Raw genomic sequence first — 26,053 nt, forward strand, 5'->3', positions numbered from 1 at the left:
TCGCCGACAACCTAGCACGGTGGCCGCAAATTGACAGCCATGGGGGGTGTTGATAGCTTGCCTTGGCACTCGTCTGTCACGAGTGCCAATCCCTGGAGGACGGTATGGTTCAGCGACATCGCGACGGGCCGTCCGGGGCTCGTGCGCAGCACCTGCTCCGGGCCCTTGTGCATCGATATATCCGTGACGGTCAGCCGGTGGGGTCGCGGGCCCTGACGCGCGAGGCCGGCATGGATCTGAGTGCGGCCTCGATCCGCAATGTCATGGCCGATCTGGAGGAGGCGGGCTACATCCACTCGCCGCATACCTCCGCGGGACGGATTCCGACCGATCGGGGCTACCGGTTTTTTGTCGACACCCTGCTGAGCGCCCGTCCGGACAGCGGGCTTGACGCGGATAATCTGCGGATTCGGCTGGACGGCGAGGGCAGTACCGACTCACTGGTGGATTCGGCGTCCAACATCCTCTCGGGGCTGACGCATCTGGCCGGCGTGGTGACGCTGCCGAAACGTGACTTCGGCTCGATCCGCCAGATCGAATTCCTGCCGCTCGCCCAGCGCCGCATCCTGGCGATCGTCGTGCTCAATGACTCCGAAGTGCAGAACCGGGTCATCGAGACCGATCGCGACTACAGCCCCGCCGAGCTGCAGCAAGTCTCGAACTATCTCTCCAGCGAATTCGCCGGCAAGAGCGTCGGCGAGGTCCGTCATGGCCTGCTCGAGGCGATGCAGGCCGATCAGCGGGACGTCAACGAGCTGATGACCTCGGCGATCGCCGTGGCGCAGACACTGTTCGCCGGTGATGGCGAGTCCAGCGATGATTTCGTGATGGCCGGTGAGACCAATCTGATGACCTTCGCCGAGCTCTCGAGTGTGGAAAAGTTAAAGGAGCTGTTCGAGGCATTCGGGCGCAAGCGCGACATCCTGCATCTGCTCGATCGCTGTCTGTCGGCGGATGGCGTGCAGATCTTCATCGGCCAGGAGTCGGGCTATCAGGCCTTTGATGGCGTGAGCCTGGTCACGTCCACCTATCAGAGTGATGACAATGTGCTGGGGGTGCTGGGGGTGATCGGCCCCACGCGCATGGAGTACGACCGGGTGATCCCGATCGTCGATGTCACGGCCCGGTTGCTCGGGCATGCCTTGAAACCGACGCATTGATCCCCACCTCTGCGCACAGGTGCATTTCAAAAGCGGAGCGACGCATGACAGACGAAGACGACAAGCCGGCCGGGAACGGTCCGCAGGAGCAGGACGCGGCGGATAACGGCGCCGCGGAGGAAAGCCAAGAGAAGACCGCCGAAACGCTCAGCGCCGAACTTGAGGCGGCCGAGGCGCGTGCCCAGGAGAACTGGAGTGAGTTTCTGCGCGCCCGGGCCGAGATGGAAAACCTGCGCCGGCGCGCCGAAAAGGACGTGGCGGCGGCCCGCCAGCAGTCGCTGGAAAAGCTCGCCGGCGAGCTGCTCGCGGTCAAGGACAGTCTCGAGATGGGCCTGCAGGCGGCGCGGGATGAAAACGCCGATGCCGCGCGGCTGGCCGAGGGCTCGGAACTGACGCTGCGGATGTTTGATCAGGCCCTCGAGAAATTCAACATCGAGGCCATCAATCCCCAGGGCGAGCGCTTTGATCCCGAGCGGCATGAGGCCATGACCGCGCAGGAAACCGACGAGCAGGCACCCAACACCGTGGTCAGCGTGATCCAGAAGGGCTATCGCCTTGGCGACCGCCTGCTTCGCCCCGCGCGGGTGATCGTGGCCAAAGCCCCGGCGGATTCAGGCGACGAGGCTTGAAAAACCCGGTGCCGGGCACCAGATCACCTGACGACACGAATTACAGGACATTGAGGAGCAATCACTGATGGGTAAGATTATAGGCATCGACTTGGGAACCACCAATTCCTGCGTCGCCGTGATGGAGAGCGGGACGTCCCGCGTCATTGAAAACGCGGAAGGCGATCGCACCACGCCCTCCACCGTGGCCTTCACTGAAGACGGCGAGGTGCTCGTCGGCGCCGCGGCCAAGCGGCAGGCGGTGACCAACCCCGAGAACACGCTGCATGCGATCAAGCGACTGATCGGGCGCAAATTCGAAGAGGATGTCGTCCAGCGCGACGTCCGCGAGATGCCCTACAGCATCGTCAAGGCGGACAACGCCGATGCGTGGGTGGAAGTGCGTGGCAAGAAGATGGCGCCGCCGGAAGTTTCTGCGCGGGTGCTGCAGAAGATGAAGAGCACCGCCGAGGATTATCTGGGCGAGGAAGTGACCGAGGCGGTGATCACCGTGCCGGCCTACTTCAATGACTCCCAGCGTCAGGCCACCAAGGACGCCGGTCGCATCGCCGGGCTCGAGGTCAAGCGCATCATTAACGAGCCCACCGCGGCGGCGCTCGCCTACGGACTCGACAAGCAGGGTGGCGATCGCAAGATCGCAGTCTATGACCTGGGCGGCGGCACCTTCGACGTGTCGATCATTGAGATCGCCGAAGTCGAAGGCGAGCACCAGTTCGAGGTGCTGTCCACCAACGGTGACACGTTCCTGGGCGGCGAGGACTTTGACCGCGCGGTCATTGACTACCTGATCGCGGAGTTCAAGAAGGACCAGGGTATCGACCTGTCCGGCGACCGTCTGGCGCTGCAGCGGCTCAAGGAGGCCGGTGAGAAGGCCAAGATCGAGCTGTCCTCCGCCCAGCAGACCGAGGTGAACCTGCCGTACATCACCGCGGACAACACCGGGCCGAAGCACCTCAACCTCAAGCTCACGCGGGCCAAGCTCGAGAGCCTGATCGAGGATCTGGTCAAGCGCACCATCAAGCCCTGCGAGGTGGCCCTCAAGGATGCCGGCCTCAAGGCGAGCGACGTCGATGATGTGATCCTGGTCGGCGGCCAGACGCGGACGCCCAAGGTGCAGGAGGCGGTCAAGTCGTTCTTCGACCAGGATCCGCGCCGGGACGTGAACCCCGATGAAGCCGTCGCAGTGGGTGCCGCGATCCAGGGCGGTGTGCTCGGTGGCGACGTCAAGGACGTCCTGCTGCTTGACGTGACGCCGCTGTCCCTCGGCATCGAGACGCTGGGCGGCGTGATGACCAAGCTCATCGAGAAGAACACCACGATCCCGACCAAGGCCAATCAGGTGTTCTCCACCGCCGAGGACAACCAGGGCGCCGTGACCGTGCACGTCCTGCAGGGCGAGCGCGAGATGGCCAGCGATAACAAGTCGCTCGGCAAGTTCGATCTCTCCGACATTCCGCCGGCACCGCGCGGCGTGCCGCAGATCGAGGTGACCTTCGATATCGATGCCAACGGCATCCTGCACGTCACCGCCAAGGACAAGGGCACCGGCAAGGAGCAGTCCATCCAGATCCGTGCCTCCGGCGGGCTCTCGGACGAGGACATCGAGCGCATGGTCGAGGACGCCGAGACCAATGCCGAGGAAGATCGCAAGGCCCGCGAGCTGGTCGAGGCCCGCAACCAGGCCGACGGCCTGATCCACGGGGCGCGCAAGAGCCTGGAAGAGGCGGGTGACAAGGTCTCGGACGAAGAGAAGCAGTCCGTTGAAGAGGCGATCAGCAATCTCGAAGAGGCCATGAAGGGCAGTGACAAGGCGGCTATCGACTCGGCCACTGAAGCGCTGGCGACCGCCTCGGGCAAGATTGCCGAGAAGCTCTACTCCGACGCGGGCGGCGCTGACGGCGGCGAGCAGCCGGGCGGTGCCGAGAACGCCGAGTCGGATCAGGAGGACGTCGTCGACGCCGACTTCGAGGAAGTCAAGGACGACGACAAGAAGAAGTAAAGCCGCATCGCGGCCTTTCCGCTTCTTCGGCAGGGCGCAGCCCACCGATTGCCTGGCCCCGGCCGGCACTCGGTGCCTGCGCCTTTGCTGTTAGCGCGGCGGCCGTTACTCTGCAACGACAACGGTTAGAACGGGCACCATGGCAAAACGCGATTATTACGAAATCCTCGAGGTCTCGAAGAATGCCTCGGAAAGCGACCTCAAAAAGGCCTATCGCCGGCTGGCGATGAAGTATCACCCCGACCGCAATCCGGATGATGGTGATGCCGAGGTGCGCTTCAAGGAGGTCAAGGAGGCCTACGAGGTCCTCAGCGACCCGCAGAAGCGCTCGGCCTACGACCAGTTCGGTCACGCCGGCGTCGACCCGAGTGCCGGCGGCGGCCCCGGCGCGGGCGGATTCGGTCGTGGCGGGGCCGATTTCTCCGACATTTTCTCGGATGTCTTCGGTGATATCTTCGGCGGCGGTCGCGGCGGCGGGCGTGCCTTCCGCGGGGCGGATCTGCGCTATCGCATGGAGATATCGCTCGAAGAGGCGGTCCAAGGGGTGGATCGGGATATCCAGATTCCCACCCAGGTGCGCTGCGATGAGTGCGACGGCAGTGGTGCGGCCCCCGGCAGTGAGCCGGTCACCTGCCAGACCTGCAATGGCCATGGCGATGTCCGGGTACAGCAGGGATTTTTCTCGATTCAGCAGACCTGCCCGCGCTGTGATGGCACGGGCCAGGTGATCAGTGATCCGTGCCGCAAGTGCCGGGGTAAGGGCACGGTGCCCGACCAGAAGACCCTGAGCGTGCAGGTGCCCCCGGGTGTGGATACCGGCGATCGCATCCGCCTCAGTGGTGAGGGTGAACCCGGCGAGCAGGGTGGCCCGCCCGGTGATCTGTACGTCGAGATGGTGGTCAAGCCGCATCCGATCTTCACCCGCGAAGGGGCGGATCTGCGCTGCGACATCCCGCTCAGCGTGACCACCGCGGCGCTCGGTGGCGAAATCGAGGTCCCCACGCTGGCGGGGCGGGTGACCCTGCGCATTCCCGCCGGTACCCAGTCGGGCAAGGTCTTCCGGGTGCGTGGCAAGGGCGTCAAGCCGGTCCGCGGCGGCACCCACGGCGATCTGCTCTGCCGGGTCATGGTCGAGACGCCGGTCAACCTGACCGCGCGGCAGAAGGCCCTGCTTGAGGAGCTCTCCGAGACCCTTGAGCAGGATGGCGAGCACCATAATCCGCGGGGCAGCTCATGGCTGGATACGGTGAAGTCGTTTTTTGATCGGATGAAGCTCTGACATGACGAAAGTGGCGATCCTCGGGGCATCCGGCCGGATGGGCCGAACATTGATCGGGCTGGTTGCCGCCGCCGACGACCTGCAGCTGGTCGGGGCCACCACCCGCGCGGACAGTCCCTCCGTGGGCAGCGATGCCGGTCTGCTCGCGGGTTGCGGGGCGCTCGATGTCACCCTGACCGCCTCCGCTGAAGCGGCATTGGCCGATGCCGATGTCGCGATCGATTTCACCCTGCCGGCGGCATTGGCCGACAATCTGACCGCCGCCCGCTCGCGGGGTTGCGCGCTCGTGATCGGCACCACGGGGGTGGATGCGGACGGGATCCAGGCCATTGATGCCACCGCCCGGAGTCTGCCGGTGGTGTTCGCCGCCAATTACAGCAGCGGGGTCACGCTCCTGCAGCGCCTGGTGCGGACCGCGGCGGCCGCACTCGGCAGTGACTACGATGTCGAGATCGTCGAGGCGCACCATCGCGGCAAGCGCGATGCGCCCTCCGGGACGGCCCGGGCGCTGGGCCAGTCGGTGGCCGATGGGCGCGGGGTGGATCTGGAGGAGAACGCGGTGTACGCCCGCGAGGGGATGACCGGGGAGCGTCCCGTGGGCGCCATCGGTTTTCAGGCGCTGCGGGGTGGCGATATCGTAGGCGAACACACGGTCATGCTGGCGGGTGAGGGTGAGCGGCTTGAACTCACGCATCGAGCCGCGAGCCGCGAGACCTTTGCCCGTGGTGCCCTGCGAGCGGCCCGCTGGGTAATCAGCCAGCCTCCCGGCCGATTCGACATGGACGATGTACTCGGTCTCAGCGACTGAGTCGTCGCCAAACGCCGGAGTCAGTCATGCGCATTGCCATCGTGGGGGCAGGGCTCGCGGGCCTGAGCGCGGCCCGCGTCCTGAGTGACGCAGGCCTCGAGCCCGTGGTGTTCGATAAGGCCCGGGGTCCTGGGGGACGCATCGTCAGCAAACGCACGCCCTACGCTGGCGTTGATCTGGGCACCCAGTATTTCACCGCCCGCGACGGAGAGTTTCGGGCGGCAGTGGACGACTGGCGCGAGGCCGGGGTGTTGGCATCCTGGCCCGTGACCCCGCGGGTTCTCCCCGAGGGACAGCCGGCGCGGGCGCAGGCCCGTCTGGTGGCGGTGCCGCGCATGTCCGCGCTGGCCCGGCACATGGCCGAGGGGCTTGATGTGCGCTGCGGGGTGCAGGTGCGCGAGATCACCCGCGAGGCATCCGCCTGGTCCATTCAGGATCGCCACGGTGATTCGCTGGGAACATTCGACGGCGTGTTGCTGACCGCGCCCGCGCCCCAGGCCCAGTCACTGCTGGCCGAGCCCAGTCCGCGCCTCGCGGCGCGTGCGGTGGAAGCGCCCATGAAACCCTGCTGGGCGGCGGGACTGGTGCTGGATGAGCCCCTCAATCTGGCGTTTGACGCCGGCTTTCCGAGCAGTGGTCCGCTGGGCTGGGTGGCGCGGCTGGGCGCCCGTCCCCAGCGCCCGCAGACCCCGGAGATCTGGACGCTGCACGCCACCGATGCCTGGAGCGAGGCGAATATCGAATGGTCCGAAGACGCCGTCGGCGAATACCTGACGCAGGCGTTCGCCGAGCTGACGCGACGCAAGCCATCGGTTAGCGACCGGTTCGTTCATCGCTGGCGGTTTGCCCGCTCGCGCCGGGCCCTGGCCGAGCCGGCGGGTTATCTCGAGCACGATCAGCTGTTGTGTGCCGGCGACTGGGTGGTTGACGGCCGCGTCGAGGGGGCGTGGCGCAGCGGCCGGGCAGCCGCCCGACGGCTGATCAGTCTCGCGGCCGGCCGGGCTGATCCAGGCGCTGAATGATGGCCGCGTAGTCCTCGGCAAGCTGGCCGATGGCCTCCAGCGCGACCCGTTCATCGATCTGGTGAATGCTCTGGTTGACCGGACCAAACTCCACGACCTCGGCGCCCAGCGGCGCAATGAACCGGCCGTCGGAGGTGCCGCCGGCCGTATCCGCCCGCGGGGGCGTGCCGCTGCGATCGGTGATCACCGCCTCGATGGCCCGTCGCAGGGCGCCCGGTTCACTTGAAAAGGGCGCTGCGGAATGTTTCCAGTCAATGGTGGCATCGGGAGCGTGGGCATCGGCCATTGAATGGATGCGCTGCTGCAGGCCCTCGGCCGTGCTGGCGGGCGAGTAGCGCAGGTTGAAGCGGGCCGATGCCTGCCCCGGGATGACGTTGATGGCATCGGTGGCGGCGCCGACACCGGTGATCTGCAATCCGGTGGGCGGGAACTCACGGGTGCCGTCATCCCAGCGCGTCGCAGCGAGCTCGGCCATGAGCGGCATCAGCCGGTGCAGTGGGTTGTCCGCCTGAGCGGGGTAAGCCACATGCCCCTGGTGGCCGGTGACGGTGATCTCGCCACTCAGTGAGCCCCGGCGCCCCACCCGTGCCGTGTCACCAAGGCGGGTCTGGCTGCTCGGCTCGCCGACAAGGCACCAGTCGATGCCGCCCAGCCGTTCATGGATCAGTGGTGCGATGGCGCGGATGCCGTCCTGCGCCGGGCCTTCCTCGTCGCTGGTCAGGGCAACGGCGATGCGCATATGTGTGGTGGCGGCCACCGCCTCACAGGCCGTGACAAAGGCCGCCACACTGGCCTTCATGTCGGCGCTGCCGCGTCCGTAGAGGTGACCGTCGCGCCGGGTCGGCTCGAAGGGGGGCGATGTCCAGGCATCCGCCGGCCCGGCGGGGACGACATCGGTGTGGCCGAGAAACAGCAGCACCGGTCCTTCGTCCCCCCGGATGGCCAGCAGGTTGCTGACCGCCCCCCGGGGCAGCCATTCGAGGGCAAACCCCGCAGCGGCCAGATGCTCAGCCACCAGTGTCTGGCAGCCGGCATCCTCCGGTGTCACCGAGGCGCGCGCGACCAGTGCCTCGGTCAGGGCGATGGCCTGTTGTGTCGAAACCTCGCTGGCCATTGTCGGGGTGCCGCCTCAGGGGCGCAGCAGCTCGTTGATGCCGACCTTGGCCCGGGTCTTCGCATCAACCTGCTTGATGATGACCGCGCAATAGAGGCTGTGACTGCCGTCCGCGGCGGGCAGGTTGCCGGGGACCACCACGGCGCCGGCCGGGACACGGCCGTACAGGATCTCGCCGGTCTCGCGATTGTAGATGCGGGTGCTCTGGCCGATGAAAACGCCCATCGAGATCACCGCGCCCTGTTCGACCCGAACGCCCTCGACAATCTCCGAGCGGGCGCCGATGAAGCAGTCATCCTCGATGATGGTCGGATTGGCCTGCAGCGGCTCGAGGACCCCGCCGATGCCCGCGCCGCCAGACAGGTGAACGTTCCGGCCGATCTGCGCGCAGGAGCCGACAGTGGCCCAGGTGTCCACCATCGTCCCACGGTCGACGTAGGCGCCGATGTTGACGTAGGAGGGCATCAGCACCACGCCGTCAGCGATGTAGGCGCCGCGGCGCGCCGCGGCCGGCGGCACGACCCGCACGCCATCGGCCTCGAAGTCGGCGCTGCTGTAATCGGCGTACTTCATGGCGACCTTGTCGAAGTAATCGGTCTCACCGCCGCGGATGCGCTGATTGGGGGTGAGGCGGAACGACAGCAGGACCGCCTTTTTGAGCCATTCATTGACCTGCCAGTCACCGTCGACCGGCTCGGCCACCCGCGCCTCGCCGCGGTCGAGTCGCCCGAGGGCGTCCCGCACGGCGGCATGCAGCTCAGCGGGCGCGTCGGCGGGGTTAAGGGTATCGCGCCGCTCAAAGGCGGTTTCAATGATTTCCTGGATGGATTCCATGCAGTCGGCTCCGTGGGTCAGTACGAGTGTTCAATAAAATGGCGGATGCGATGTAGCGCATCCTCGCAGACCGGGGTCTCGGCCACCAGCGCCAGGCGCGCATGACCCCGCCCGGGGTCGCCCGCGGGCGTGGGCCGTGACAGGTAGCGTCCCGGCAGCACGGTCACGCCGGTGTCGCGGTAGAGCCCGCGGGCGAAGGCCTCGTCATCGCCGTCGGGGACCGGCAACCAGATATAAAAGCCCGCCTCAGGGTCTTGATAGGGACAGATATCGCCGATGATCGAGCGGGCGCGCTCGAGCTTGTCGCGATAGGCGGCGCGATTCGCGGCCACGTGGGCCTCGTCCTGCCAGGCCGCGCGGCTGGCCTGCTGCACATGCAGCGGCAGGGCGCAGCCCTGATAGGTGCGGTAGGCGCGAAAAGACGCGATCAGTCGGGCGTCACCAGCGATGAAGCCTGAGCGTAGTCCCGGAACATTGGAGCGCTTCGACAGGCTGTGGAAGACGAGACAGCCGGCGAAGTCCGAGCGGCCGGCCGCCTGGCAGGCCTGCAACAGGCCCAGCGGCGGATTGGATTCATCGCGGTAGAGTTCGCTGTAACACTCGTCGGCCGCGATCACGAAACCGTGGCGGTCCTGTTGCTCGAAGAGCTTCTCCCAGAACGTCTGCGGAATGACCCGGCCCGTGGGGTTGCCCGGGCTGCATAGATAGATGAGTCCGCAGCGCGCCCAGTCGGCCGCCTGCCAGTCGTCCAGTGATGGCAGTCCGTCCGCCGGGTCCGTATTGAGCAGTCTCGGGACGCCGCCGGCCAGCAGCGCCGCGCCCTCGTAGATCTGATAGAACGGGTTGGGCATGGCCACATCGGGCCGTTCAGCGGGGTTGAGCAGTGCCTGGGTCACGGCAAACAGGGCTTCCCGAGTACCGGCGGCCGGGAGAATGTGGCGATCGGGGTCAATGGCGCCGTCGGTCAGTTGAAAGCGTCGGCGGATCCAGCCCGCGATGGTCTCGCGCAGCGCCGGCTGACCCGCACTGGCGGGGTACCGCCCCAGGCTGTCATGCAGCGCGTCGGCGGCGGCCCGGGTGATCCAGTCCGGCACCGGATGGCGGGGCTCGCCAATGGACAGCGCCACCGGCTCGCGATCCGCCGGCGGAGTGATGTCCGCAAGCAGGGCACGGAGACGCTCGAACGGGTACGGCTGAAGGTGGCTGAGACCCGCCTGGCCCGGCCGTTGCTGATCAGACGCCATCGCCCCTCCGCATGATGTCGCCGTCCTCCTCAAATGCGCTCAGCAGCTCGGCCCGCAACTGCTGGCGCGTCGCGCTGGTGAGTGGCGCATTGGCGTCGTCGGTGATGAAGAACACATCCTCGGCGCGCTCACCCAGGGTGGCGATCTTGGCGTTCTGCACCCGCAGCCCGTGGCGAGCCAGGGTATAGCCAACCTGCGCCAGCAGTCCCGGCTGGTCGCCGGCGATCAGTTCCATGACCGTGCGGTGATTGCGTGTGTCGTCGCTGAAGTCGATCTGGGTGTCGGTGTTGAAGTGGCGCAGGCGACGCGGCGTTTCGCCGGTGGCGGGCTCGGGCAGTATCTGTGGATCGTGCAGGTGATCGCGCAGCGTCACGCGCAGCGTCTCCACCAGCCCGGCCCGATCCGCGCCGCCGCCCTGCGGCATCTGCACCAGAAAACTGTCCAGGGTGTAGCCGTTATCGGTGGTGATGATCCGCGCATCGAGAATATCCAGGCTCAGGCGGTCCAGTGCCGAGACCGCCAGGGCGAAGATGTTGTCGCGGTCGCGGGTGTAGATGAATACCTCGATCCCCCCGCGCTGGGCGTCCGGCTCGATCAGTACGAGGGGCTCGTGCGCGGCATTGCCGGCGGCGTGGATGGCCTCGGTATGCCAGGCCACTTCGGCGGCCGAATAGCGCAGGAAATAGTCCGGTGTGAAATGCCGCCAGATCGAGCGCACGGTCATATGGTGCAGGCCCTTGCGCCGTAGCAGCTCGCGCGCCCGATGCTGGGCCTCGGCGACCAGCTCGTCCTCGTCGATGGGCTGGCCGAGCCCACGTCGCAGGGCCCGTGCGGTGCGCCGATACAGCTCGTGGAGCAGGGACTTGCGCCAGGTGTTCCAGAGCTTTGCATCGGTGGCGCGGATGTCCGCCACGGTCAGCAGGTACAGATATTCGAGGTGCTTGAGGTCGCCCACTTCGCCGGCGAATTCGTTAATGACGCCGGGGTCACTGATATCGCGCCGCTGCGCGGTCATCGACATCAGCAGGTGCTTGCGCACCAGCCAGGCGACAAAGCGGCAGTCATAGCGCGACAGCCCGTGCTGCAGGCAGAAGGCATAGGCGTCCTCGGCGCCCAGCTCGGAGTGGTCGCCGCCGCGGCCCTTGGCGATGTCATGGAACAGGGCGGCCAGATACAGCAGCTCGGGCTTGGGCAGTCGCGAGTGGATTTCGCTGAGTTGCGGGAATTCGTCGCGATGCTCGGGCACGCTCAGCCGGCGCAGGTTGCTGACCACCATGAGCGTGTGGGTGTCGACGGTGTAGACGTGGAACAGGTCATACTGCATGCGCCCGGTGATCGCGGCGAACGCCGGGATATAGCGCCCCAGAATGCCGTGGCTGTGCATGCGCCGCAGCGCGTGGGTGATCCCCACGGGCTGGCGGAAGATTTCCATGAACAGACTCCGCGCCCGCAGATCGCGACGGAACGCCGGATTGATGCGGTCGCGGTGGGCACGCAGCTGGCGGATCGTGGCCGCGCGGATGCCGCGGATTTCCGGGTGCTGCTGCATCAGCAGGAACAGCTCCAGCATGGCGAACGGATAGCGCTGAAAGACCTGCCGATGGGTGATTTCAATGAAGCCGCGCTTGACCTGAAAGCGCTTGTTGAGCAACTGCGGCTTTTCGTCGACGTCGGTGTAGAGAATGGTCTCTTCGTAGAGCTGCAGCAACATCTCATTAAGACGCGATAGGCGTTTGATCATGCGATAGTAACGCTGCATGAACTGCTCGACGGCCAGGGTGTGCGTGGCATCCTTGTAGCCGAACTGGCGGGCCAGATCGGCCTGGTAGTCGAACAGCAGCCGGTCTTCGCGACGCCCGGCGAGGCCATGCAGGGCGAAGCGGATGTCCCAGAGAAAATGCTGGCCCTGGATGAGCTCCTCGTACTCGCTTTCGCTGAGGAATCCCAGATCGACCAGATCACTCAGCGCACCGGCATTGAAGTGCCGCTTCGCCACCCAGCCGATCATGTGGATGTCGCGCAGCCCGCCGGGGCCCTCCTTGAGGTTGGGCTCCAGGTTGTAGGCCGTGTCGTCGTAGCGCTCGTGGCGGCGCTGTTGTTCGGCCCGCTTGGCTTCAAAAAAAGCCGGTCCCGACCAGATGCGGTAGGGGCTGGTGGCGGCTTCCATCGCCGCGAACAGCGACCGGTCGCCGGCGAGCGGCCGGGCCTCCATCAGATTGGTGGCCACGGTGATGTCCGCTTCGGCCTGGGTCACACAGTCTTTCACGCTGCGCACGCTGTGGCCGACCTCGAGGCCGATGTCCCAGAGCCGGGTGACCAGGTCGCTCAATCGCGCCTCGAGCGGGCCGGGCAGCGGCGTGGGGATGATGATCATCAAATCCGTGTCTGAACCGGGATGCAGTTCCCCGCGGCCGTAACCCCCCACGGCCACCAGACAGGCCGCACCGGCCAGATCCCCCAGGCACAGCGCCCATGCCCGCGTGACCACCGCATCCATCACCGCAGCGCGCAGGGGAACCAGCTTGAGCGCCGGCTCGCCGTCCAGGAACCGGGCGCTGAGGGTTTCGTCGGCGTCACGCAGCGCGCCCTGCAGGATCGGTGTGATGTCGTCGCCGCCGGCCAGTGCCCGATCAAGGGCGTCAAGGTCGAGCAGCTGCCGGTCAACCACCGGCGCAGGACCGGCATCGGTCGCGGTCACGGCGACCATGTCAGTGATTGCCGCTGAGGGTCAGGATATCGACGCCCCCATCCGTGACGGCGACGGTGTGCTCCCATTGGGCGGAAAGGCTGTGGTCCTTGGTGACCACGGTCCACTGATCGCCGAGCAGGCGTGTCTCGGCGCGCCCGGCATTGATCATCGGCTCGATGGTGAAGGTCATGCCCGGCTTGAGGACCTCGCCGGTGCCGGGCTGGCCGTGATGCAGCACCTGCGGGTCTTCGTGAAAGCCGCGCCCGATGCCGTGACCACAGTACTCGCGGACCACCGAGCAGCCTTCAGCCTCGGCGAGGGTCTGGATGGCGTGGCCGATGTCCCCCAGCCGCGCGCCCGGTCGGACCTGATCGATGCCGGCATGGAGCGCATCGAAGGCCACCCGGCTGACGCGGCGGGCCTGCACCCCCGGATCACCGGCAAAGTACATCCGGCTGGTATCGCCGTGCCAGCCGTCGTGGATCACCGTGACGTCGATGTTGAGGATGTCGCCGCGCTTGAGCTTTTTGCTGCCGGGAATGCCATGGCAGATCACGTGATTGACCGAGATGCAGGTGGCTTTCGGAAAACCGCGGTAGTTGAGCGGCGCCGGGATGTCTCCCATGGCGTCGATCTTCTCGTGGCAGAGCCGATCGAGTTCGGCGGTGGTCACGCCGGGCCGCACATGCTCGGCGATCATGTCGAGCACCGCGGCGGCGCGGGCACCGGCCTCGCGCATCTTCTCGATCTCGGCGGCAGACTTGGTGGTGATGGTCATGAGGGCTTTCAAATTGTCGCTGTGAGCCGCCTATGGTATAAATGCCGCGCCATTTGGGCAATTCAATCCAGAAACCACACATGTACCGACACGACTGGCTGGGTGCCCTCGAGGTTGTCAGTTGCGGGTGCATGGAGGCTCAACCCACCACAAGGAGTTTACAGACATGGCGAAAGTGACCATGCGCCAGATGCTGGAGGCCGGCGTGCATTTCGGCCACCAGACGCGGTACTGGGATCCGAAGATGGCTCCCTACATCTTCGGCCACCGCAACAAGATTCATATCGTCAACCTCGAAAAGAGCCTGCCGCTCTACGAGGATGCTGTTAACTACGTCGGCAAGCTCGCCGCCAACGGCGGACGCATCCTGTTCGTGGGCACCAAGCGTGCCGCGCAGGACGCGGTCCGCGAAGAGGCCGAGCGCTGCGGCATGCCCTACGTCAACCACCGCTGGCTGGGCGGCATGCTGACCAACTTCCGCACGGTCAAGCGCTCGATCCGCCGGTTCAAGGAGCTGCAGCAGCAGAAGACCGATGGCACCTTCGAAAAGCTTGGCAAGCGCGAGGTCCTCTCCCTGCAGCGCGAGATGGACAAGCTCGAGCGCTCGTTCGGCGGAATCGTCAACATGGAGTCACTGCCGGACGCGCTGTTCGTGATTGACGTCGGTTACGAGAAGATCGCCATCCAGGAAGCGCGCAAGCTCGGCATTCCGGTGGTGGCCGTCGTGGACACCAACAACAGCCCGCGTGAGGTCGACTACGTCGTGCCCGGCAACGACGACGCCATCCGTGCCATTCGTCTGTACTTGCGGGGGATCTCGGACGCCATCCTTGATGCGCGCATGAGCACTGCCCAGGCGCCGGCCGGCGACGACGAGTTCGTCGAGCTGCCGGGGGAGCCGGCGGCGGCCGAGGCGCCGGCCAATGACGAAACCGACACCAGCGGCGAGCAGACCGCCGGTTAATCTGACACGGACAGGGGAATCAACGAATGGCAATTAGCGCACAACAGGTCAAGGATCTGCGTGAGCGTACCGGCGCCGGCATGATGGAGTGCAAGAAAGCGCTGGTGGAGACCGACGGCGACATGGAGGCCGCGGTCGAGCACATGCGTAAGCGCGGCCTGGCCAAGGCCGACAAGAAAGCCGACCGCGTGGCCGCTGACGGAGCGGTCGTCGCGAAGATCGCCGACGACGGCCACAGCGGCGCCATCGTCGAGATCAACAGCGAAACCGATTTCGTCGCCAATGGCGACGACTTCAAGGCCTTCGCCGCGCAGGTGGTCGAGCGGATCCTGGCCGATGACCCGGCCGACCTTGAGGCGTTGATGGCGCTGCCGTTCAACGCCGGGGGCGAGTCCGTCGAGCTGGCGCAGAAAGAGCTGGTGGCCCGGATCGGCGAGAACATCCAGGTCCGGCGGTTCCAGCGCTACGCGAACGACGCGGCGCAGGTCCATCACTACCTGCATGGCAGCCGCATCGGCGTGCTCATCGAGATCGAAGGCGGTGACGAGGCCCTTGGGCGGGATCTGTGCATGCACATCGCCGCCAGCCGGCCGGTCTGCGTCAGCGTCGACGATGTCCCCGAGGAGCGCGCCGCCAGCGAGCGCGAAGTGCTCGTCGCGCAGGCCGAGGCATCGGGCAAGCCGCCGGAGATCATCGATAAAATGGTCGAGGGCCGTCTGCGCAAGTGGCTGGCGGAGATCACGCTGCTGGGTCAGCCCTTCGTGAAGGATCCGGATCAGACCGTCGAGGCCCTGCTCGAGGCCAAAGGGGCCCGAGTGATCAACTTCACCCGCCTCGAGGTGGGAGAGGGCATCGAGAAAAAGCAGGAGAACTTCGCCGAAGAGGTGGCCGCGACGATTCAGGGCACCTGAGGAGTCGTTCGATGGCAGATCCCGTCTATAAACGCATCCTGCTCAAGCTCAGTGGCGAGGCACTGCTCGGCAATGCCGAGTACGGCATCGACCCGGTGGTGCTGCGCCGTCTCGCCGCCGAGGTCCATGCCCTGATCGATCGTGGCGTCGAGGTGGCGCTGGTGATCGGTGGGGGCAACATCTTCCGCGGGGCGGGTCTCGCCGCCTCGGGCATGGACCGGGTGAGCGCCGATCACATGGGCATGCTCGCCACCGTCATGAACGGACTCGCCATGCAGGACGCCCTCGAACATGAGGGCGTTTTTACGCGGGTGATGTCGGCGGTCAAGATCAATCAGGTCTGCGAGGACTACATCCGCCGCCGCGCCATCCGCCATCTCGAAAAAGGCCGGGTGGTCATCCTGGCCGCGGGCACCGGGAATCCGTTTTTCACCACCGATTCGGCGGCGAGCCTCCGGGCGGTGGAGATCGGGGCCGACCTGATGCTCAAGGCCACCAAGGTGGACGGGGTCTACTCCTCGGATCCGATGACCGACGAGTCAGCCTTCCGCTACGAGCGTCTCACCTACGACCGCGTGCTCGACGAACGTCTGTCCGTGATGGACGCGACCGCGATCGTGATGTGCCGTGACCAGAACATGCCTATCATCGTATTCGACATTAACCGGCCCGGCGCACTGGCAAGCATCGTTGAAGGCGAAGCGGTCGGCACGCGGGTCGAGCGAGGGTAATCGAATGATCGAGGACATCGAAAAAGACGCCGGCCAGCGCATGGACAAAAGCGTCGAGAGCCTGCGCAACGATCTCCAGAAAATCCGCACCGGACGAGCCAACACCAGCCTGCTCGACCAGGTCACGGTGAGCTACTACGGCACCGAAGTCCCGCTCAATCAGGCGGCCTCGGTCGCGGTGGGCGACGCGCGGACGCTGACGGTGACGCCGTTCGAGAAGAGCATGGTGGAGCCCATCGAAAAGGCCATCATGGAGTCCAACCTCGGGCTCATGCCCAACTCCGCGGGGTTGACCATCCGCATACCGCTGCCGCCGCTGACCGAGGAACGGCGCAAGGATCTGGTCAAGGTGGTGCGGGGCGAGGGCGAACAGGCCAAGGTCGCCATCCGCAACATCCGTCGTGATGCCAACGGCGATCTCAAGCAGCTTCTCAAGGACAAGGACATTACCGAGGACGAGGAGAAGCAGGCCGAGGATCGCATCCAGAAGCTCACCGATCGGCACGTCAAGACCATTGACGAGATGCTTTCGGCCAAGGAAGAAGAGCTGATGGCCGTCTAGGGTCATTGGGCCTATGACGACCGAGCAAACGCCGCCTCACGATGTCGTCCCGCGACATGTCGCAGTCATCATGGACGGCAATGGGCGCTGGGCGGCCGAGCGCGGCGAGCCCCGCCACCATGGCCACCGCGCCGGTGCCGAGGCGGTCCGCCGCACGGTGGAGTACTGTGCCCGGGCGGGCGTTGAAGCACTGACCCTGTTCGCCTTCAGCAGCGAAAACTGGCAGCGCCCGGCCGCCGAGGTGAGCATGCTCATGTCGCTGTTCATGCGGGTGCTGGATCGTGAGGCCCAGCGCCTGCAGCGCAATGGCATCCGCCTGAACGTGGTGGGTGATCGTGACCGTCTGTCGCGGGCGCTTCAGGCGCGCTGTGAAGCCGCTGAGGCACTGACGGCCGACGAAACCCGTATGCAGCTCAATATCGCCGCCAGTTATGGCGGGCGCTGGGACATTGCCCAGGCGGCACGCCGCCTCGCTGAGGAAGTGGCCGCCGGAGAGCGCACGCCCGAGTCCATCGATGCCGATGCCCTGAGCGGGCAGACCTGCCTGCACGCGCTGCCAGCGCCGGATCTTTTCATTCGCACCGGCGGCGAGCAGCGCATCAGCAATTTCCTGCTCTGGCAGATGGCCTACACCGAGCTCTACTTCACCCCCGTGCTCTGGCCGGACTTTGACGATGACGCCCTGGGCGCGGCGTTCGACTGGTTCGCTCGCCGGGAGCGCCGGTTTGGTCGGGTCAGTGCGCCCGCCGGCGACGGGGGCACTGGCGATGCTTAAGCAGCGCGTGCTGACGGCCGTCCCGCTGGCGCTGGTGGTATTGGCCATTGTCTGGTGGGCACCGGGTATCTGGACCCAGGGCGTGATGGCCGCCGCCATGGTGATGGCGGCCTGGGAGTGGGCGGATCTGGCCGGTCTGCGGGCCGGTGCCGCGCGCCTTGGCTACGCGGGGTCCGTCGCCGGACTGATCGCGGTAGCAGCCCTGCTTGACGTCCCGGCACGCGCCGGTTGGCAGGTCCCCGGGCTGATCTGGTGGCTCGGGATCGCGGTCTGGCTGCTGTCCGTGTCGCGTCGATCGGCGATCCCCCCGCTCCCCGGTTGGCTGCGGGGTGCGGCGGGGCTCATCACCCTGACCCTGGCCTGGCTGAGTGTATCGGCCATCCACGCCCGCAGTGGCCTCGGCCCGTTGTGGCTGACGCTGTTGATGGGACTGGTCTGGGGCGCGGACATCGGCGGCTATTTTGCCGGACGGCGCTTTGGTCGGCGCAGACTCGCCGCCACCATCAGCCCGGGGAAGACCTGGGAAGGGGTGGTCGGCGGGCTGTTGCTGGCCCTGCTAGTGGCGCTCGGGGTGGAGCGGATCAGTGCCGGGGCGGCCGGCGACATGCCTGGTCTGGCCTGGCTGCTGCCGGTCACGGTCATGGTGGTGGTGTTCTCGGTGGTGGGGGATCTGGCCGAAAGCCTGCTTAAGCGGCAGGCCGGTCGCAAGGACAGTGGCCGCCTGCTACCCGGGCATGGCGGACTGCTCGATCGCATTGATGCACTGCTTGCCGCGGCACCGGTCATGGCCGCGGCGCTGGTCAGCGTCTCATGATGGACGCGGCAGAGCCCACTGGCATCGCCCTACTCGGCGCCACCGGGTCGATCGGCGCGAGCAGCCTCGACGTCATCGCCCGCCACATGGATCGCTACCGGGTCGTGGCGTTATCCGCGCATCGGGATGTGGCCGCCATGGAGCGCCTGTGCCGACGGTTTCGCCCGGCGCTGGTGGCCATGGCGGATCCCCACGCGGCCGCCGCATTGCGCCGGCAGATCAGTGACCTGGGCGATACAGCCGTGGCTGAAGGCGCCGCGGGGCAGGCGGCGGTCGCCACCCACGCGGAGGCGCAGACCGTGATCGCCGGCATCGTCGGGGCGGCCGGGCTCGCGCCGTGTCTGGCGGCCGTAGAGGCCGGTCGGCGGGTGTTGATCGCCAACAAGGAGGCCCTCGTCGTCGCCGGCTCCTTGATCATGAACGCCGCCCGCCGCAGCGGGGCCGTGCTGCTACCCATCGACAGCGAGCACAACGGACTCTTTCAGTGCCTGCCCGCGCGCCCCGGTCAGCCGTTGTCGCTGGCCGGGGTCGAGCGCCTGGTCCTGACCGCCTCGGGCGGGCCGTTCCGCGATCGCGACCCGGCCACACTGAGTGAGGTCACCGTGGCCGAGGCCTGTGCCCATCCCAACTGGTCGATGGGTCGCAAGATTTCCGTGGACTCGGCCACGATGATGAACAAGGGCCTCGAGGTGATCGAGGCCTGCCGGTTTTTCGGCCTGCCCGCCGATCAGGTGGAGGTCGTGGTGCATCCACAGAGTTATGTCCACGCCCTGGTCCAGTATCGGGATGGATCCACGCTTGCTCAGATGGGCAATCCGGACATGCGCACCCCGATCGCCAATGCCCTGGCCTGGCCCGACCGGGTGGCGGCGGGCGTGGCGCCGCTGGATCTGGTTGGCGCCGGCCGGCTTGATTTTGCCGCGCCGGATGACCAGCGGTTCCCGTGTCTGGCCCTGGCCCGGGCGGCGCTGAAGGCGGGGCGTGGGGCCACTGCAGCGCTCAACGGCGCCAATGAGGTGGCCGTCGCGGAGTTCCTGCGGGGCGGTCTGCGATATGATCGGATCGCCGGGGTGATCGAGGAGACGCTCGCTGCCCGGCCGGCGGAACCGGATGACACCCTCGAGGCGCTGATTGGCCACGAGCAATGGGCGCGACGGCAGACCACCGAATCGCTCCAACGCGGGAGGCACCGTTGAGCTTGCTGATCAATATACTGGGGTTTGTGCTGGTCATCGGCGTGCTTGTCGCCGTCCACGAGTACGGTCACTTCTGGGTGGCCCGTCGGGTGGGCGTGCGCGTGCTGCGTTTTTCCATCGGGTTTGGCCGCCCGCTGCTGCAGCGGACCGGTGCGGATGGTACCGAGTATGTGCTCGCCGCCATCCCGCTGGGTGGCTACGTGAAAATGCTCGACGAGCGCGAGGCACCGGTGGACGAGGCCGAGCAGCATCGCGCCTTCAACCGCAAACCGCTCTGGGCACGCAACGCGGTGATCTGTGCCGGACCGGCGTTCAATCTCGCGCTGGCGATCGTGGCGTATTGGCTGGTGTTCGTGATCGGCGCCACGGAGGTACGGCCAGTGATCGGGCCGGTGGCACCGGAGTCACCCGCCGCCACCGCCGGGCTTGCCAGCGGTGACGAGTTCCTGCGTGTGGACGGCAATCGGGTCCAGGCGTGGGATGAAACGGTCATGACCCTGATTGGTGCGGCGGACGATGGGCCCTTCCCGATAGAGGTGGAACGCGCCGGTGGGGCGCGGGCCAGCCTTGATCTGGACCTGACCGGGGTGCAGCTGCTCGAGGAGCAGGGCGAGGTGCTCGAGCGTATCGGCCTGCAGCCGATGCAGCCGCGGATCGACCCGGTGATCAACGAGGTCGTGGAAGGCAGCAGTGCCGCGCGCGCCGGTCTGCAACCGGGGGACCGGATCCGCGCGCTCGACGGTGAGCCGATGGACACCTGGCGGGCGCTGGTCATGGCCATCCGCGATCGCCCCGAGCAGACCGTGTCGCTGGCTTTTGAGCGGCAGGGCGACACCCTGACGCGGACCTTCACACTGGACAGCCGCGGGTCGGGAGGCGATCGCACGGGCGTGCTGGGTGTGACCCCGCAGGTACCCGAGGGGACGTTCTCGAACCTGCGTCACGAGGTCCGCTACGGGCCGGTCGCCGCGGTGGGCGAGGCCGTGGGATCAAGCTGGCGCGCCGCCACCCTGACCGTCGATGTGCTGGTGAAAATGGTGATCGGCGAGGCATCGGTGAAAAACCTGAGCGGCCCGATCAATATCGCCCAGTACGCCGGCGACTCGGTATCGCTGGGGCTGATCCCGTTTCTCAAGTTTCTTGCGATCGTCAGCATCAGTCTTGGTATCCTTAATCTGATGCCCGTACCGGTACTGGATGGCGGGCATTTGCTGTACAACACGATCGAATGGGTGCGGGGGCGTCCGCTTTCCGAAGCCGCGCAGGGTATGGGCCAGCAGATCGGCATGGTGCTGCTGTTCATGCTCATGGCCCTGGCGTTCTATAACGATCTCAACCGGATATTCGGCGCCGGGGGCTGAGTAAAGAGCGAATGATGCGATTAAGACTGGCCGCGTTTCTGCTGCTGCTGGCCGGGTTCAGCGGCGCACAGGCATTCACGATTGAAGACATCCGCATCCGCGGACTGGATCGTATCGCCGAGGGAACGGTACTCAACTACCTGCCGCTGGAGGCGGGCGACGAGCTGACCCCGGCCCGCACCTCGGATGCCGTGGAGGCCCTTTTCGATACGGGCTTTTTCGATGATGTCAGTCTGCTGCGCGACGGCGATACGCTGATCGTTGAGGTGGACGAGCGGCCGGCCATCGCCCGGATCGAGTTCATCGGCAATAGCCAGATTGACAGCGAGCGCCTGCGGGAGGGGCTCAGTGGCGCCGGCCTTGGTGAGGGTCAGAGCTTTGACCGGCCGCTGCTCGCGCGCATCGAGCGCGAGCTCGAGCAGCAGTACTTCGCGCTTGGCTACTATGATGTCGACATCGAGAGCACGGTCTCGCCGCTGCCACGCAATCGCGTCAGCCTGCGGGTGGACGTGGAGGAGGGCGAACCGGCTTCGGTCCAGGGCATCCGCTTTATCGGCAATCGGGCCTTTGATGTTGATCGCCTGCGGGGTGTCTTCGAGATGGGGCCCAAGGCCTGGTGGGCGGTGCTCTCGCAGCGCGACAAGTACTCCCGCGAGCGTCTGTCCGGTGATCTGCAGCGGCTGCGCGCGTTCTACCGCGACCGTGGCTATGCCGATTTCAGTATTGAGTCGACCCAGGTCACCATCAGCACCGACCGCGAGCGCATCAATATCACCGTCAACCTAGATGAGGGGCAGCAGTATACCGTCGGCGACATCGAGCTCGCCGGTGATCTGATCTATCCTCGCGAGACGCTGCGTGATCTGATCGCCATCGACAGTGGCGCGATCTACAACCAGCGCAACATCACCCGCAGTGTCGAGGCCATACAGGAGAAGCTCGGCGAGCGGGGTTACGCCTTCGCCCGGGTGAATCCCGTCCCGGAGCTGCGTGAAGCCGATCGGGTGGTCGATCTGACGCTGTTCGTCGACCCGGCCGAGCGCGTCTACGTCCGGCGGATCCGCATCAGCGGCAATGAATCGACCCGCGATGATGTGATCCGCGGCGAGCTGACCCAGTACGAGGGGACCTGGCTGTCGACCCGCGATCTCCATAACTCTGAGTCGCGACTGGGTCGGCTGGGCTTTTTCAGTGATGTCAGCATCAGCACGCCGCGGGTGCCGGGTACCACCGATCAGGTGGATGTCGAGGTGGATGCCACCGAGCGTCTCTCGGGCAGCCTGCGCGCCGGTGTCGGGTTCGGGAGTGACCAGGGGCTGCTGCTCAACCTCGGGGTGCAGCAGGACAACCTGTTCGGCACGGGTGACCGGGTCGAGTTCGTCGCCAACAGTGATGACGCCGACACCGTCTATCGCCTGTCATACCTTGAGCGTAACCACACCATGAGCGGCATCGACCGGCGGTATGCGCTGTCATTCCGGGACCGCGACGCGGACGAGGCCGATCTGGCGGATTACGGGGTCAAAACGACGCGCGCGTCCTACGGCTACCGGATCCCGGTCAGTGGTAGCGACCGGCTGGGTGCCGACGTGACCTTCGAGGACGTGGCCCTTGAATTTTCCGATCCGACCGAGTTTCAGGAGGATTTCCAGGCGCGCAACGGCAAGTCGAACCGGGCGATCCTGACCGACCTGTCCTGGACCCGGGATACCCGCAATACAGCGATCTTCCCATCCAGCGGGGCGCGTCAGCGTCTGGGTCTGGCAGTGGCCCTGCCGCAGGTCTCCGACATCGAATACTATCGGTTCAGCTACGAGCAGTCCCGCTACCTCGCGCTCAACGAGCAGTTCACCCTGGTACTGGATGGCACGCTGTCCTACGGCAACGCCTATGGCGAGGGCGAGCGTCTGCCGTTCTACGAGAACTTCTTCGCCGGCGGTATCCGCACGGTCCGCGGCTATGAAGCCAACTCACTGGGTCCCCGGGACGAAAACAACGACCCCACCGGCGGCAATCTGCGCGCCCTGGGTCGCGCCGAGATCCGCTTCCCGCTGGCCCAGGACGAGGATGGCAACAACCTGCGGTTTGCCACCTTCATCGACGCCGGGCAGGTCTGGGACCGCGAACGCGACAATCTGCGCGACAAGTCCGATATTTCCTTTTCTGGCCTGCGCTACTCCGCGGGCCTGGGACTGGTCTACTATTCACCCATCGGACCGTTCACGGTCAGTATTGCCGAGCCAATCAATGACAAGGGCAATGATGACACCCAGCGCTTTCAGTTCACGATTGGAGCCAGTTTCTGAATGTCTGTTTCCAGGACCGTGACGCTGCGCCTGCGCCATGCCGTGTGTGCCCTTGTCCTGCTGGGCACGGCGACGGTGGCGCCGGCGCAGCCGGATAGCGACCTGTCGATCGGCTACGTCAACCCGGGGCGGGTCTCGGATGAGGCGCCACAGGCCGACGCCGCCCGCCAGCGGCTGCAGGAAGAGTTCGCCCCGCGGGATGAGGAGATCATCGCCCTGCAGGAGTCGCTGCGCGATCTCGAAGATCGGCTCGCCAACCAGCGCATGAACCTCGACAGCGAGGCCGAGGAAGCGTTGCGCCGCCGCATCGTCAATCAGCGCCGACAGATCCAGCGCCAGCAGGAGATTTTCCGCGAGGACTTCAACCTGCGCCGCAACGAAGCGCTGGGCGATCTGCAGCAGCGCATCCTGCGGGTGGTCGAGCGGTTCGCGGCCGAGCAGGGTTATGACCTGGTGGTCAGTGACGGCGTCGTCTTTGCCAGCGATGCGGTGAACATCACCGATCGCATCATCGAGCGGCTCGAGCGGCAGTACGAACAGCGCAATAACAATGAATGAAAGGGGAGTCACCGGTGGCCGATTCGCGGTATACGCTCGATGAGCTGGCGGCGCTGACCGGGAGCGTCTGCGAAGGGGCCGGCCAGGTGGCCATTCACGCGGTGGCGCCGCTGGAAACCGCGGGCCCGGACGAGATCAGCTTTCTGGCGAACCGTCGATATCGTGCGCAACTGGCGGACACGCGAGCCGCAGCGGTCATCCTGCCGCGTGAGGAATCGGTGCAGGGCGCCCGGTTCGCGGTGTTGCGCGCGGACAATCCCTATCTGGTCTTCGCCCGTATCGCGTGGCTGCTCAACCCGCCGCCAGCGCCCACGGCAGGCGTAGATGAGACGGCCGTGGTCGCGCCGGATGCCCGGGTCGACGAGTCCGCCAGCGTGGCGGCGCAGGCGGTGATCGAGGCCGACGCATGGATTGGACCGGGCTGCTCGATCGGCCCGGGCAGCGTCATCGGGACCGGGGTGTCGCTGGGAGCGGGCTGCCAGATCGGCGCCAACGCGTCGGTGCTGGCGGGCAGCCGGCTCGGCGAGCGCGTCGAGGTTTTGCCCGGCGCCGTCATCGGCAGCGCCGGGTTCGGTTTTGCGGACGCCGGCGATCACTGGGAGTCGGTCCCCCAGCTTGGGCGTGTGCTGATTGGCGACGATGTCTCGATCGGTGCGAACACCACGGTGGACCGCGGCTCGCAGGGTGATACCCGGATCGGCGATGGCTGCAAGATCGACAATCTGGTGCAGATCGCGCATAACGTGCAGATTGGTGAACACACGGTGGTGGCGGCCAATGCCGGCATCTCCGGCAGCACGCGCATCGGGCGATACTGTAGGATCGCAGGCGGTGTCGGCTTTGTCGGGCATCTGGAGATCGCCGACGGCGCCACTTTTACCGGCATGAGCATGATCACCGGTAATATTCACGACGCCGGGGTGTATTCCTCGGGCGTGCCATTGATGCCCACCCGCGAATGGCGGCGCAGTGCGGTGCGGTTCCGGCAGCTTGATGACATGGCCCGCCGCCTCGAAAAACTGGAGCGATTGATGGAAACCACAAAGGATCGTGATGGGCGCTGATCAAACCGACGCCGTGGACTGCTGGATGGGGCCCGAGGCGATACGCGAGCGGCTGCCGCATCGGTACCCGTTTCTGATGGTCGACCAGGTCGTCGATTACACCCCGGGCGAGTCCATCAGCGCGCTCCGCAACGTCAGCGCCAGCGAGCCCTGGGTGCCGGGGCATTTTCCCGAAAAGACCATCATGCCCGGCGTGCTGTTGGTCGAATCGATGGCCCAGGCCTGCGGACTGCTGGCGTACGTCACCCGCGAGGCCGAGCCCGACGTCGAGATGCCGGCGACGCCGCCCCTTTTCTATCTGGTGGGTGTGGATGAGGCGCGCTTCAAGCAGCCGGCCTGCCCCGGGGATCAGCTTGCGATCAGCGCCCGGCTTGACCGGGTGGTCCGGGGTATCTGGCTTTTCAAGGCCCGCATCGAGGTCAACGGCCGGTTGGTCACAAGCGCGGGGATCCGTTGCACGATGGGGGCGTCGTGAGCGACATCCATCCCACCGCCATCGTCGACCCGAGTGCCGAGATTGCCGCGGGCAGCGGGATCGGGCCCTATGCCGTGATCGGCCCCCAGGTGGTGATCGAGGCCGATTGCCAGATCGGCTCACACGCGGTCGTCAACGGCCCGACCCGGATCGGCAGCGGCACCCGCATCTTCCAGTTCGCCTCGGTGGGTGAGCAGCCCCAGGATAAGAAGTTCGAGGGCGAGACCAGCCGCCTGGAGATCGGCCGCAACAATACGATCCGCGAGTTCGTCACCATCAACCGTGGCACTCAGGACGGCGGTGGCGTGACCAGCATCGGCGATGGCAACTGGATCATGGCCTATGTGCATATCGCCCATGACTGTCAGGTGGGACAGGGGGTGGTCTTCGCCAACGGCGCCTCTCTGGCCGGTCACGTCAGCGTGGGGGATCGGGCGACCCTGGGTGGGTTTACCCTGGTGCATCAATTCTGTCGCCTCGGCGAGGGATGTTTCACCTCCATGGGCAGCTGTGTACGGCGCGACGTGCCGCCCTGGGTGATGGTGGCCGGCGACCCCGCGACGCCGCATGGCACCAACAGCGAGGGGATGCGGCGGCGCGGTTTTGACAGCGATGGGCAACGCCGGCTGCGATCGGCCTATCGCACCCTCTACAAGCGCGGCCTGCGGCTGCAGGAGGCCATCGAGGCGATCGAGGCGGACGCCACCGACGACCCGGCGCTGCAACGGTTCGTGGCATTCCTGCAGGCCTCGCCCCGCGGCATCGTGCGCTGAGCGGAGC

24 protein-coding genes are annotated in these 26,053 nt (G+C 66.3%); 19 read left to right on the top strand and 5 right to left on the bottom strand.

The features are described from left to right. Positions 1-104: 104 nt before the first annotated feature. The 6 genes from hrcA to BA899_RS09765 all read left to right on the top strand — a co-directional run bounded on the left by hrcA (position 105) and on the right by BA899_RS09765 (position 6,897). Complete coding sequence (hrcA, locus tag BA899_RS09740) at positions 105-1,160, top strand: heat-inducible transcriptional repressor HrcA (protein ID WP_159300471.1); 1,056 nt, start codon at positions 105-107, stop codon at positions 1,158-1,160. A 44-nt stretch (positions 1,161-1,204) separates the two neighbouring features. Then, on the top strand, positions 1,205-1,789 hold the full coding sequence (gene grpE / locus BA899_RS09745) for a nucleotide exchange factor GrpE (RefSeq protein WP_110882729.1): 585 nt from the start codon (positions 1,205-1,207) through the stop codon (positions 1,787-1,789). A gap of 67 nt (positions 1,790-1,856) precedes the next feature. Beyond that, a complete protein-coding gene (dnaK, locus tag BA899_RS09750) occupies positions 1,857-3,788 on the top strand; it encodes a molecular chaperone DnaK (RefSeq protein ID WP_144348323.1) in 1,932 nt (643 codons plus the stop codon). A gap of 139 nt (positions 3,789-3,927) precedes the next feature. Then, positions 3,928-5,067, top strand: coding sequence for a molecular chaperone DnaJ (dnaJ, locus tag BA899_RS09755; protein ID WP_110882733.1), 1,140 nt, complete (start codon positions 3,928-3,930; stop codon positions 5,065-5,067). A 1-nt stretch (position 5,068) separates the two neighbouring features. Continuing rightward, a complete protein-coding gene (dapB, locus tag BA899_RS09760) occupies positions 5,069-5,875 on the top strand; it encodes a 4-hydroxy-tetrahydrodipicolinate reductase (RefSeq protein WP_148122074.1) in 807 nt (268 codons plus the stop codon). Positions 5,876-5,901: 26 nt separating this feature from the next. Further along, on the top strand, positions 5,902-6,897 hold the full coding sequence (locus BA899_RS09765) for an NAD(P)/FAD-dependent oxidoreductase (RefSeq protein WP_159300472.1): 996 nt from the start codon (positions 5,902-5,904) through the stop codon (positions 6,895-6,897). On the opposite strand, the gene dapE is transcribed toward BA899_RS09765, so the two are convergent. From dapE to map, 5 genes are read right to left on the bottom strand one after another with little or no spacing between them, the layout of a single operon-like run. Further along, complete coding sequence (gene dapE / locus BA899_RS09770) at positions 6,857-8,011, bottom strand: succinyl-diaminopimelate desuccinylase (protein ID WP_159300473.1); 1,155 nt, start codon at positions 8,009-8,011, stop codon at positions 6,857-6,859. The two genes, BA899_RS09765 and dapE, sit on opposite strands and share 41 nt — an antisense overlap. A 15-nt stretch (positions 8,012-8,026) precedes the next feature. Further along, complete coding sequence (dapD, locus tag BA899_RS09775) at positions 8,027-8,845, bottom strand: 2,3,4,5-tetrahydropyridine-2,6-dicarboxylate N-succinyltransferase (protein WP_110882741.1); 819 nt, start codon at positions 8,843-8,845, stop codon at positions 8,027-8,029. Positions 8,846-8,862: 17 nt separating this feature from the next. Continuing rightward, positions 8,863-10,089, bottom strand: a complete 1,227-nt coding sequence (dapC, locus tag BA899_RS09780) for a succinyldiaminopimelate transaminase (RefSeq protein ID WP_159300474.1) — start codon at positions 10,087-10,089, stop codon at positions 8,863-8,865. Next, complete coding sequence (gene glnD / locus BA899_RS09785; protein WP_159300475.1) at positions 10,079-12,796, bottom strand: [protein-PII] uridylyltransferase; 2,718 nt, start codon at positions 12,794-12,796, stop codon at positions 10,079-10,081. Before glnD ends, dapC begins: the two co-directional genes overlap by 11 nt. A gap of 1 nt (position 12,797) precedes the next feature. Beyond that, positions 12,798-13,556 (bottom strand): type I methionyl aminopeptidase, encoded by a 759-nt coding sequence (map, locus tag BA899_RS09790; RefSeq protein WP_159300476.1) that lies wholly within the window; start codon positions 13,554-13,556, stop codon positions 12,798-12,800. A gap of 166 nt (positions 13,557-13,722) precedes the next feature. Here map and rpsB point away from each other — a divergent pair, with 166 nt between their 5' ends. Genes rpsB through lpxA form a run of 13 tightly spaced genes read left to right on the top strand, consistent with a single transcriptional unit; the run spans position 13,723 to position 26,046 of the window. Further along, a complete protein-coding gene (gene rpsB, locus BA899_RS09795; protein WP_159300477.1) occupies positions 13,723-14,520 on the top strand; it encodes a 30S ribosomal protein S2 in 798 nt (265 codons plus the stop codon). A 26-nt stretch (positions 14,521-14,546) separates the two neighbouring features. After that, on the top strand, positions 14,547-15,431 hold the full coding sequence (tsf, locus tag BA899_RS09800; RefSeq protein ID WP_110882750.1) for a translation elongation factor Ts: 885 nt from the start codon (positions 14,547-14,549) through the stop codon (positions 15,429-15,431). 11 nt (positions 15,432-15,442) lie between these two features. Beyond that, on the top strand, positions 15,443-16,162 hold the full coding sequence (gene pyrH / locus BA899_RS09805; protein WP_110882752.1) for a UMP kinase: 720 nt from the start codon (positions 15,443-15,445) through the stop codon (positions 16,160-16,162). Positions 16,163-16,166: 4 nt separating this feature from the next. Further along, positions 16,167-16,724, top strand: a complete 558-nt coding sequence (frr, locus tag BA899_RS09810) for a ribosome recycling factor (protein ID WP_159300478.1) — start codon at positions 16,167-16,169, stop codon at positions 16,722-16,724. 13 nt (positions 16,725-16,737) lie between these two features. Beyond that, positions 16,738-17,499 (top strand): polyprenyl diphosphate synthase, encoded by a 762-nt coding sequence (uppS, locus tag BA899_RS09815; RefSeq protein ID WP_159300479.1) that lies wholly within the window; start codon positions 16,738-16,740, stop codon positions 17,497-17,499. Beyond that, on the top strand, positions 17,492-18,313 hold the full coding sequence (locus BA899_RS09820; RefSeq protein ID WP_159300480.1) for a phosphatidate cytidylyltransferase: 822 nt from the start codon (positions 17,492-17,494) through the stop codon (positions 18,311-18,313). The genes uppS and BA899_RS09820 overlap by 8 nt, the downstream gene beginning before the upstream one ends. Then, entirely contained in the window at positions 18,310-19,509 is a 1,200-nt protein-coding gene (locus tag BA899_RS09825) for a 1-deoxy-D-xylulose-5-phosphate reductoisomerase (protein ID WP_235013354.1), read from the top strand. Before BA899_RS09820 ends, BA899_RS09825 begins: the two co-directional genes overlap by 4 nt. Then, the gene (gene rseP / locus BA899_RS09830; RefSeq protein WP_159300481.1) at positions 19,506-20,870 is read left to right on the top strand and encodes an RIP metalloprotease RseP; all 1,365 of its coding nucleotides are present in this window, start codon (positions 19,506-19,508) and stop codon (positions 20,868-20,870) included. The genes BA899_RS09825 and rseP overlap by 4 nt, the downstream gene beginning before the upstream one ends. Positions 20,871-20,881: 11 nt before the next feature. Then, positions 20,882-23,176, top strand: coding sequence for an outer membrane protein assembly factor BamA (gene bamA / locus BA899_RS09835; RefSeq protein WP_159300482.1), 2,295 nt, complete (start codon positions 20,882-20,884; stop codon positions 23,174-23,176). Next, the gene (locus tag BA899_RS09840; protein WP_159300483.1) at positions 23,177-23,734 is read left to right on the top strand and encodes an OmpH family outer membrane protein; all 558 of its coding nucleotides are present in this window, start codon (positions 23,177-23,179) and stop codon (positions 23,732-23,734) included. It begins immediately after the preceding gene. Between the two features lie 14 nt (positions 23,735-23,748). After that, positions 23,749-24,798: a UDP-3-O-(3-hydroxymyristoyl)glucosamine N-acyltransferase gene (gene lpxD, locus BA899_RS09845; RefSeq protein ID WP_235013355.1), complete on the top strand. Its 1,050-nt coding sequence runs from the start codon at positions 23,749-23,751 to the stop codon at positions 24,796-24,798. Beyond that, positions 24,788-25,273 carry a 3-hydroxyacyl-ACP dehydratase FabZ gene (gene fabZ, locus BA899_RS09850; protein WP_235013356.1) on the top strand — a complete coding sequence of 162 codons (486 nt, stop codon included), beginning with the start codon at positions 24,788-24,790 and terminating at the stop codon, positions 25,271-25,273. Before lpxD ends, fabZ begins: the two co-directional genes overlap by 11 nt. Beyond that, positions 25,270-26,046: an acyl-ACP--UDP-N-acetylglucosamine O-acyltransferase gene (gene lpxA, locus BA899_RS09855; protein WP_110882894.1), complete on the top strand. Its 777-nt coding sequence runs from the start codon at positions 25,270-25,272 to the stop codon at positions 26,044-26,046. The genes fabZ and lpxA overlap by 4 nt, the downstream gene beginning before the upstream one ends. Positions 26,047-26,053 lie beyond the last annotated feature (7 nt).

The sequence above is a fragment of the Spiribacter sp. SSL99 genome (assembly GCF_009805925.1).
Taxonomy (GTDB): Bacteria; Pseudomonadota; Gammaproteobacteria; order Nitrococcales; family Nitrococcaceae; genus Spiribacter; species Spiribacter roseus.

Excerpts from the sequence above, each read along its gene's own strand:
- hrcA (WP_159300471.1), top strand. The coding sequence starts at position 105 with ATGGTTCAGCGACATCGCGACGGGCCGTCCGGGGCTCGTGCGCAGCAC.
- grpE (WP_110882729.1), top strand. The coding sequence starts at position 1,205 with ATGACAGACGAAGACGACAAGCCGGCCGGGAACGGTCCGCAGGAGCAG.
- dnaK (WP_144348323.1), top strand. The coding sequence starts at position 1,857 with ATGGGTAAGATTATAGGCATCGACTTGGGAACCACCAATTCCTGCGTC.
- dnaJ (WP_110882733.1), top strand. The coding sequence starts at position 3,928 with ATGGCAAAACGCGATTATTACGAAATCCTCGAGGTCTCGAAGAATGCC.
- dapB (WP_148122074.1), top strand. The coding sequence starts at position 5,069 with ATGACGAAAGTGGCGATCCTCGGGGCATCCGGCCGGATGGGCCGAACA.
- BA899_RS09765 (WP_159300472.1), top strand. The coding sequence starts at position 5,902 with ATGCGCATTGCCATCGTGGGGGCAGGGCTCGCGGGCCTGAGCGCGGCC.
- dapE (WP_159300473.1), bottom strand. The coding sequence starts at position 8,011 with ATGGCCAGCGAGGTTTCGACACAACAGGCCATCGCCCTGACCGAGGCA.
- dapD (WP_110882741.1), bottom strand. The coding sequence starts at position 8,845 with ATGGAATCCATCCAGGAAATCATTGAAACCGCCTTTGAGCGGCGCGAT.
- dapC (WP_159300474.1), bottom strand. The coding sequence starts at position 10,089 with ATGGCGTCTGATCAGCAACGGCCGGGCCAGGCGGGTCTCAGCCACCTT.
- glnD (WP_159300475.1), bottom strand. The coding sequence starts at position 12,796 with ATGGTCGCCGTGACCGCGACCGATGCCGGTCCTGCGCCGGTGGTTGAC.
- map (WP_159300476.1), bottom strand. The coding sequence starts at position 13,556 with ATGACCATCACCACCAAGTCTGCCGCCGAGATCGAGAAGATGCGCGAG.
- rpsB (WP_159300477.1), top strand. The coding sequence starts at position 13,723 with ATGGCGAAAGTGACCATGCGCCAGATGCTGGAGGCCGGCGTGCATTTC.
- tsf (WP_110882750.1), top strand. The coding sequence starts at position 14,547 with ATGGCAATTAGCGCACAACAGGTCAAGGATCTGCGTGAGCGTACCGGC.
- pyrH (WP_110882752.1), top strand. The coding sequence starts at position 15,443 with ATGGCAGATCCCGTCTATAAACGCATCCTGCTCAAGCTCAGTGGCGAG.
- frr (WP_159300478.1), top strand. The coding sequence starts at position 16,167 with ATGATCGAGGACATCGAAAAAGACGCCGGCCAGCGCATGGACAAAAGC.
- uppS (WP_159300479.1), top strand. The coding sequence starts at position 16,738 with ATGACGACCGAGCAAACGCCGCCTCACGATGTCGTCCCGCGACATGTC.
- BA899_RS09820 (WP_159300480.1), top strand. The coding sequence starts at position 17,492 with ATGCTTAAGCAGCGCGTGCTGACGGCCGTCCCGCTGGCGCTGGTGGTA.
- BA899_RS09825 (WP_235013354.1), top strand. The coding sequence starts at position 18,310 with ATGATGGACGCGGCAGAGCCCACTGGCATCGCCCTACTCGGCGCCACC.
- bamA (WP_159300482.1), top strand. The coding sequence starts at position 20,882 with ATGATGCGATTAAGACTGGCCGCGTTTCTGCTGCTGCTGGCCGGGTTC.
- BA899_RS09840 (WP_159300483.1), top strand. The coding sequence starts at position 23,177 with ATGTCTGTTTCCAGGACCGTGACGCTGCGCCTGCGCCATGCCGTGTGT.
- fabZ (WP_235013356.1), top strand. The coding sequence starts at position 24,788 with ATGGGCGCTGATCAAACCGACGCCGTGGACTGCTGGATGGGGCCCGAG.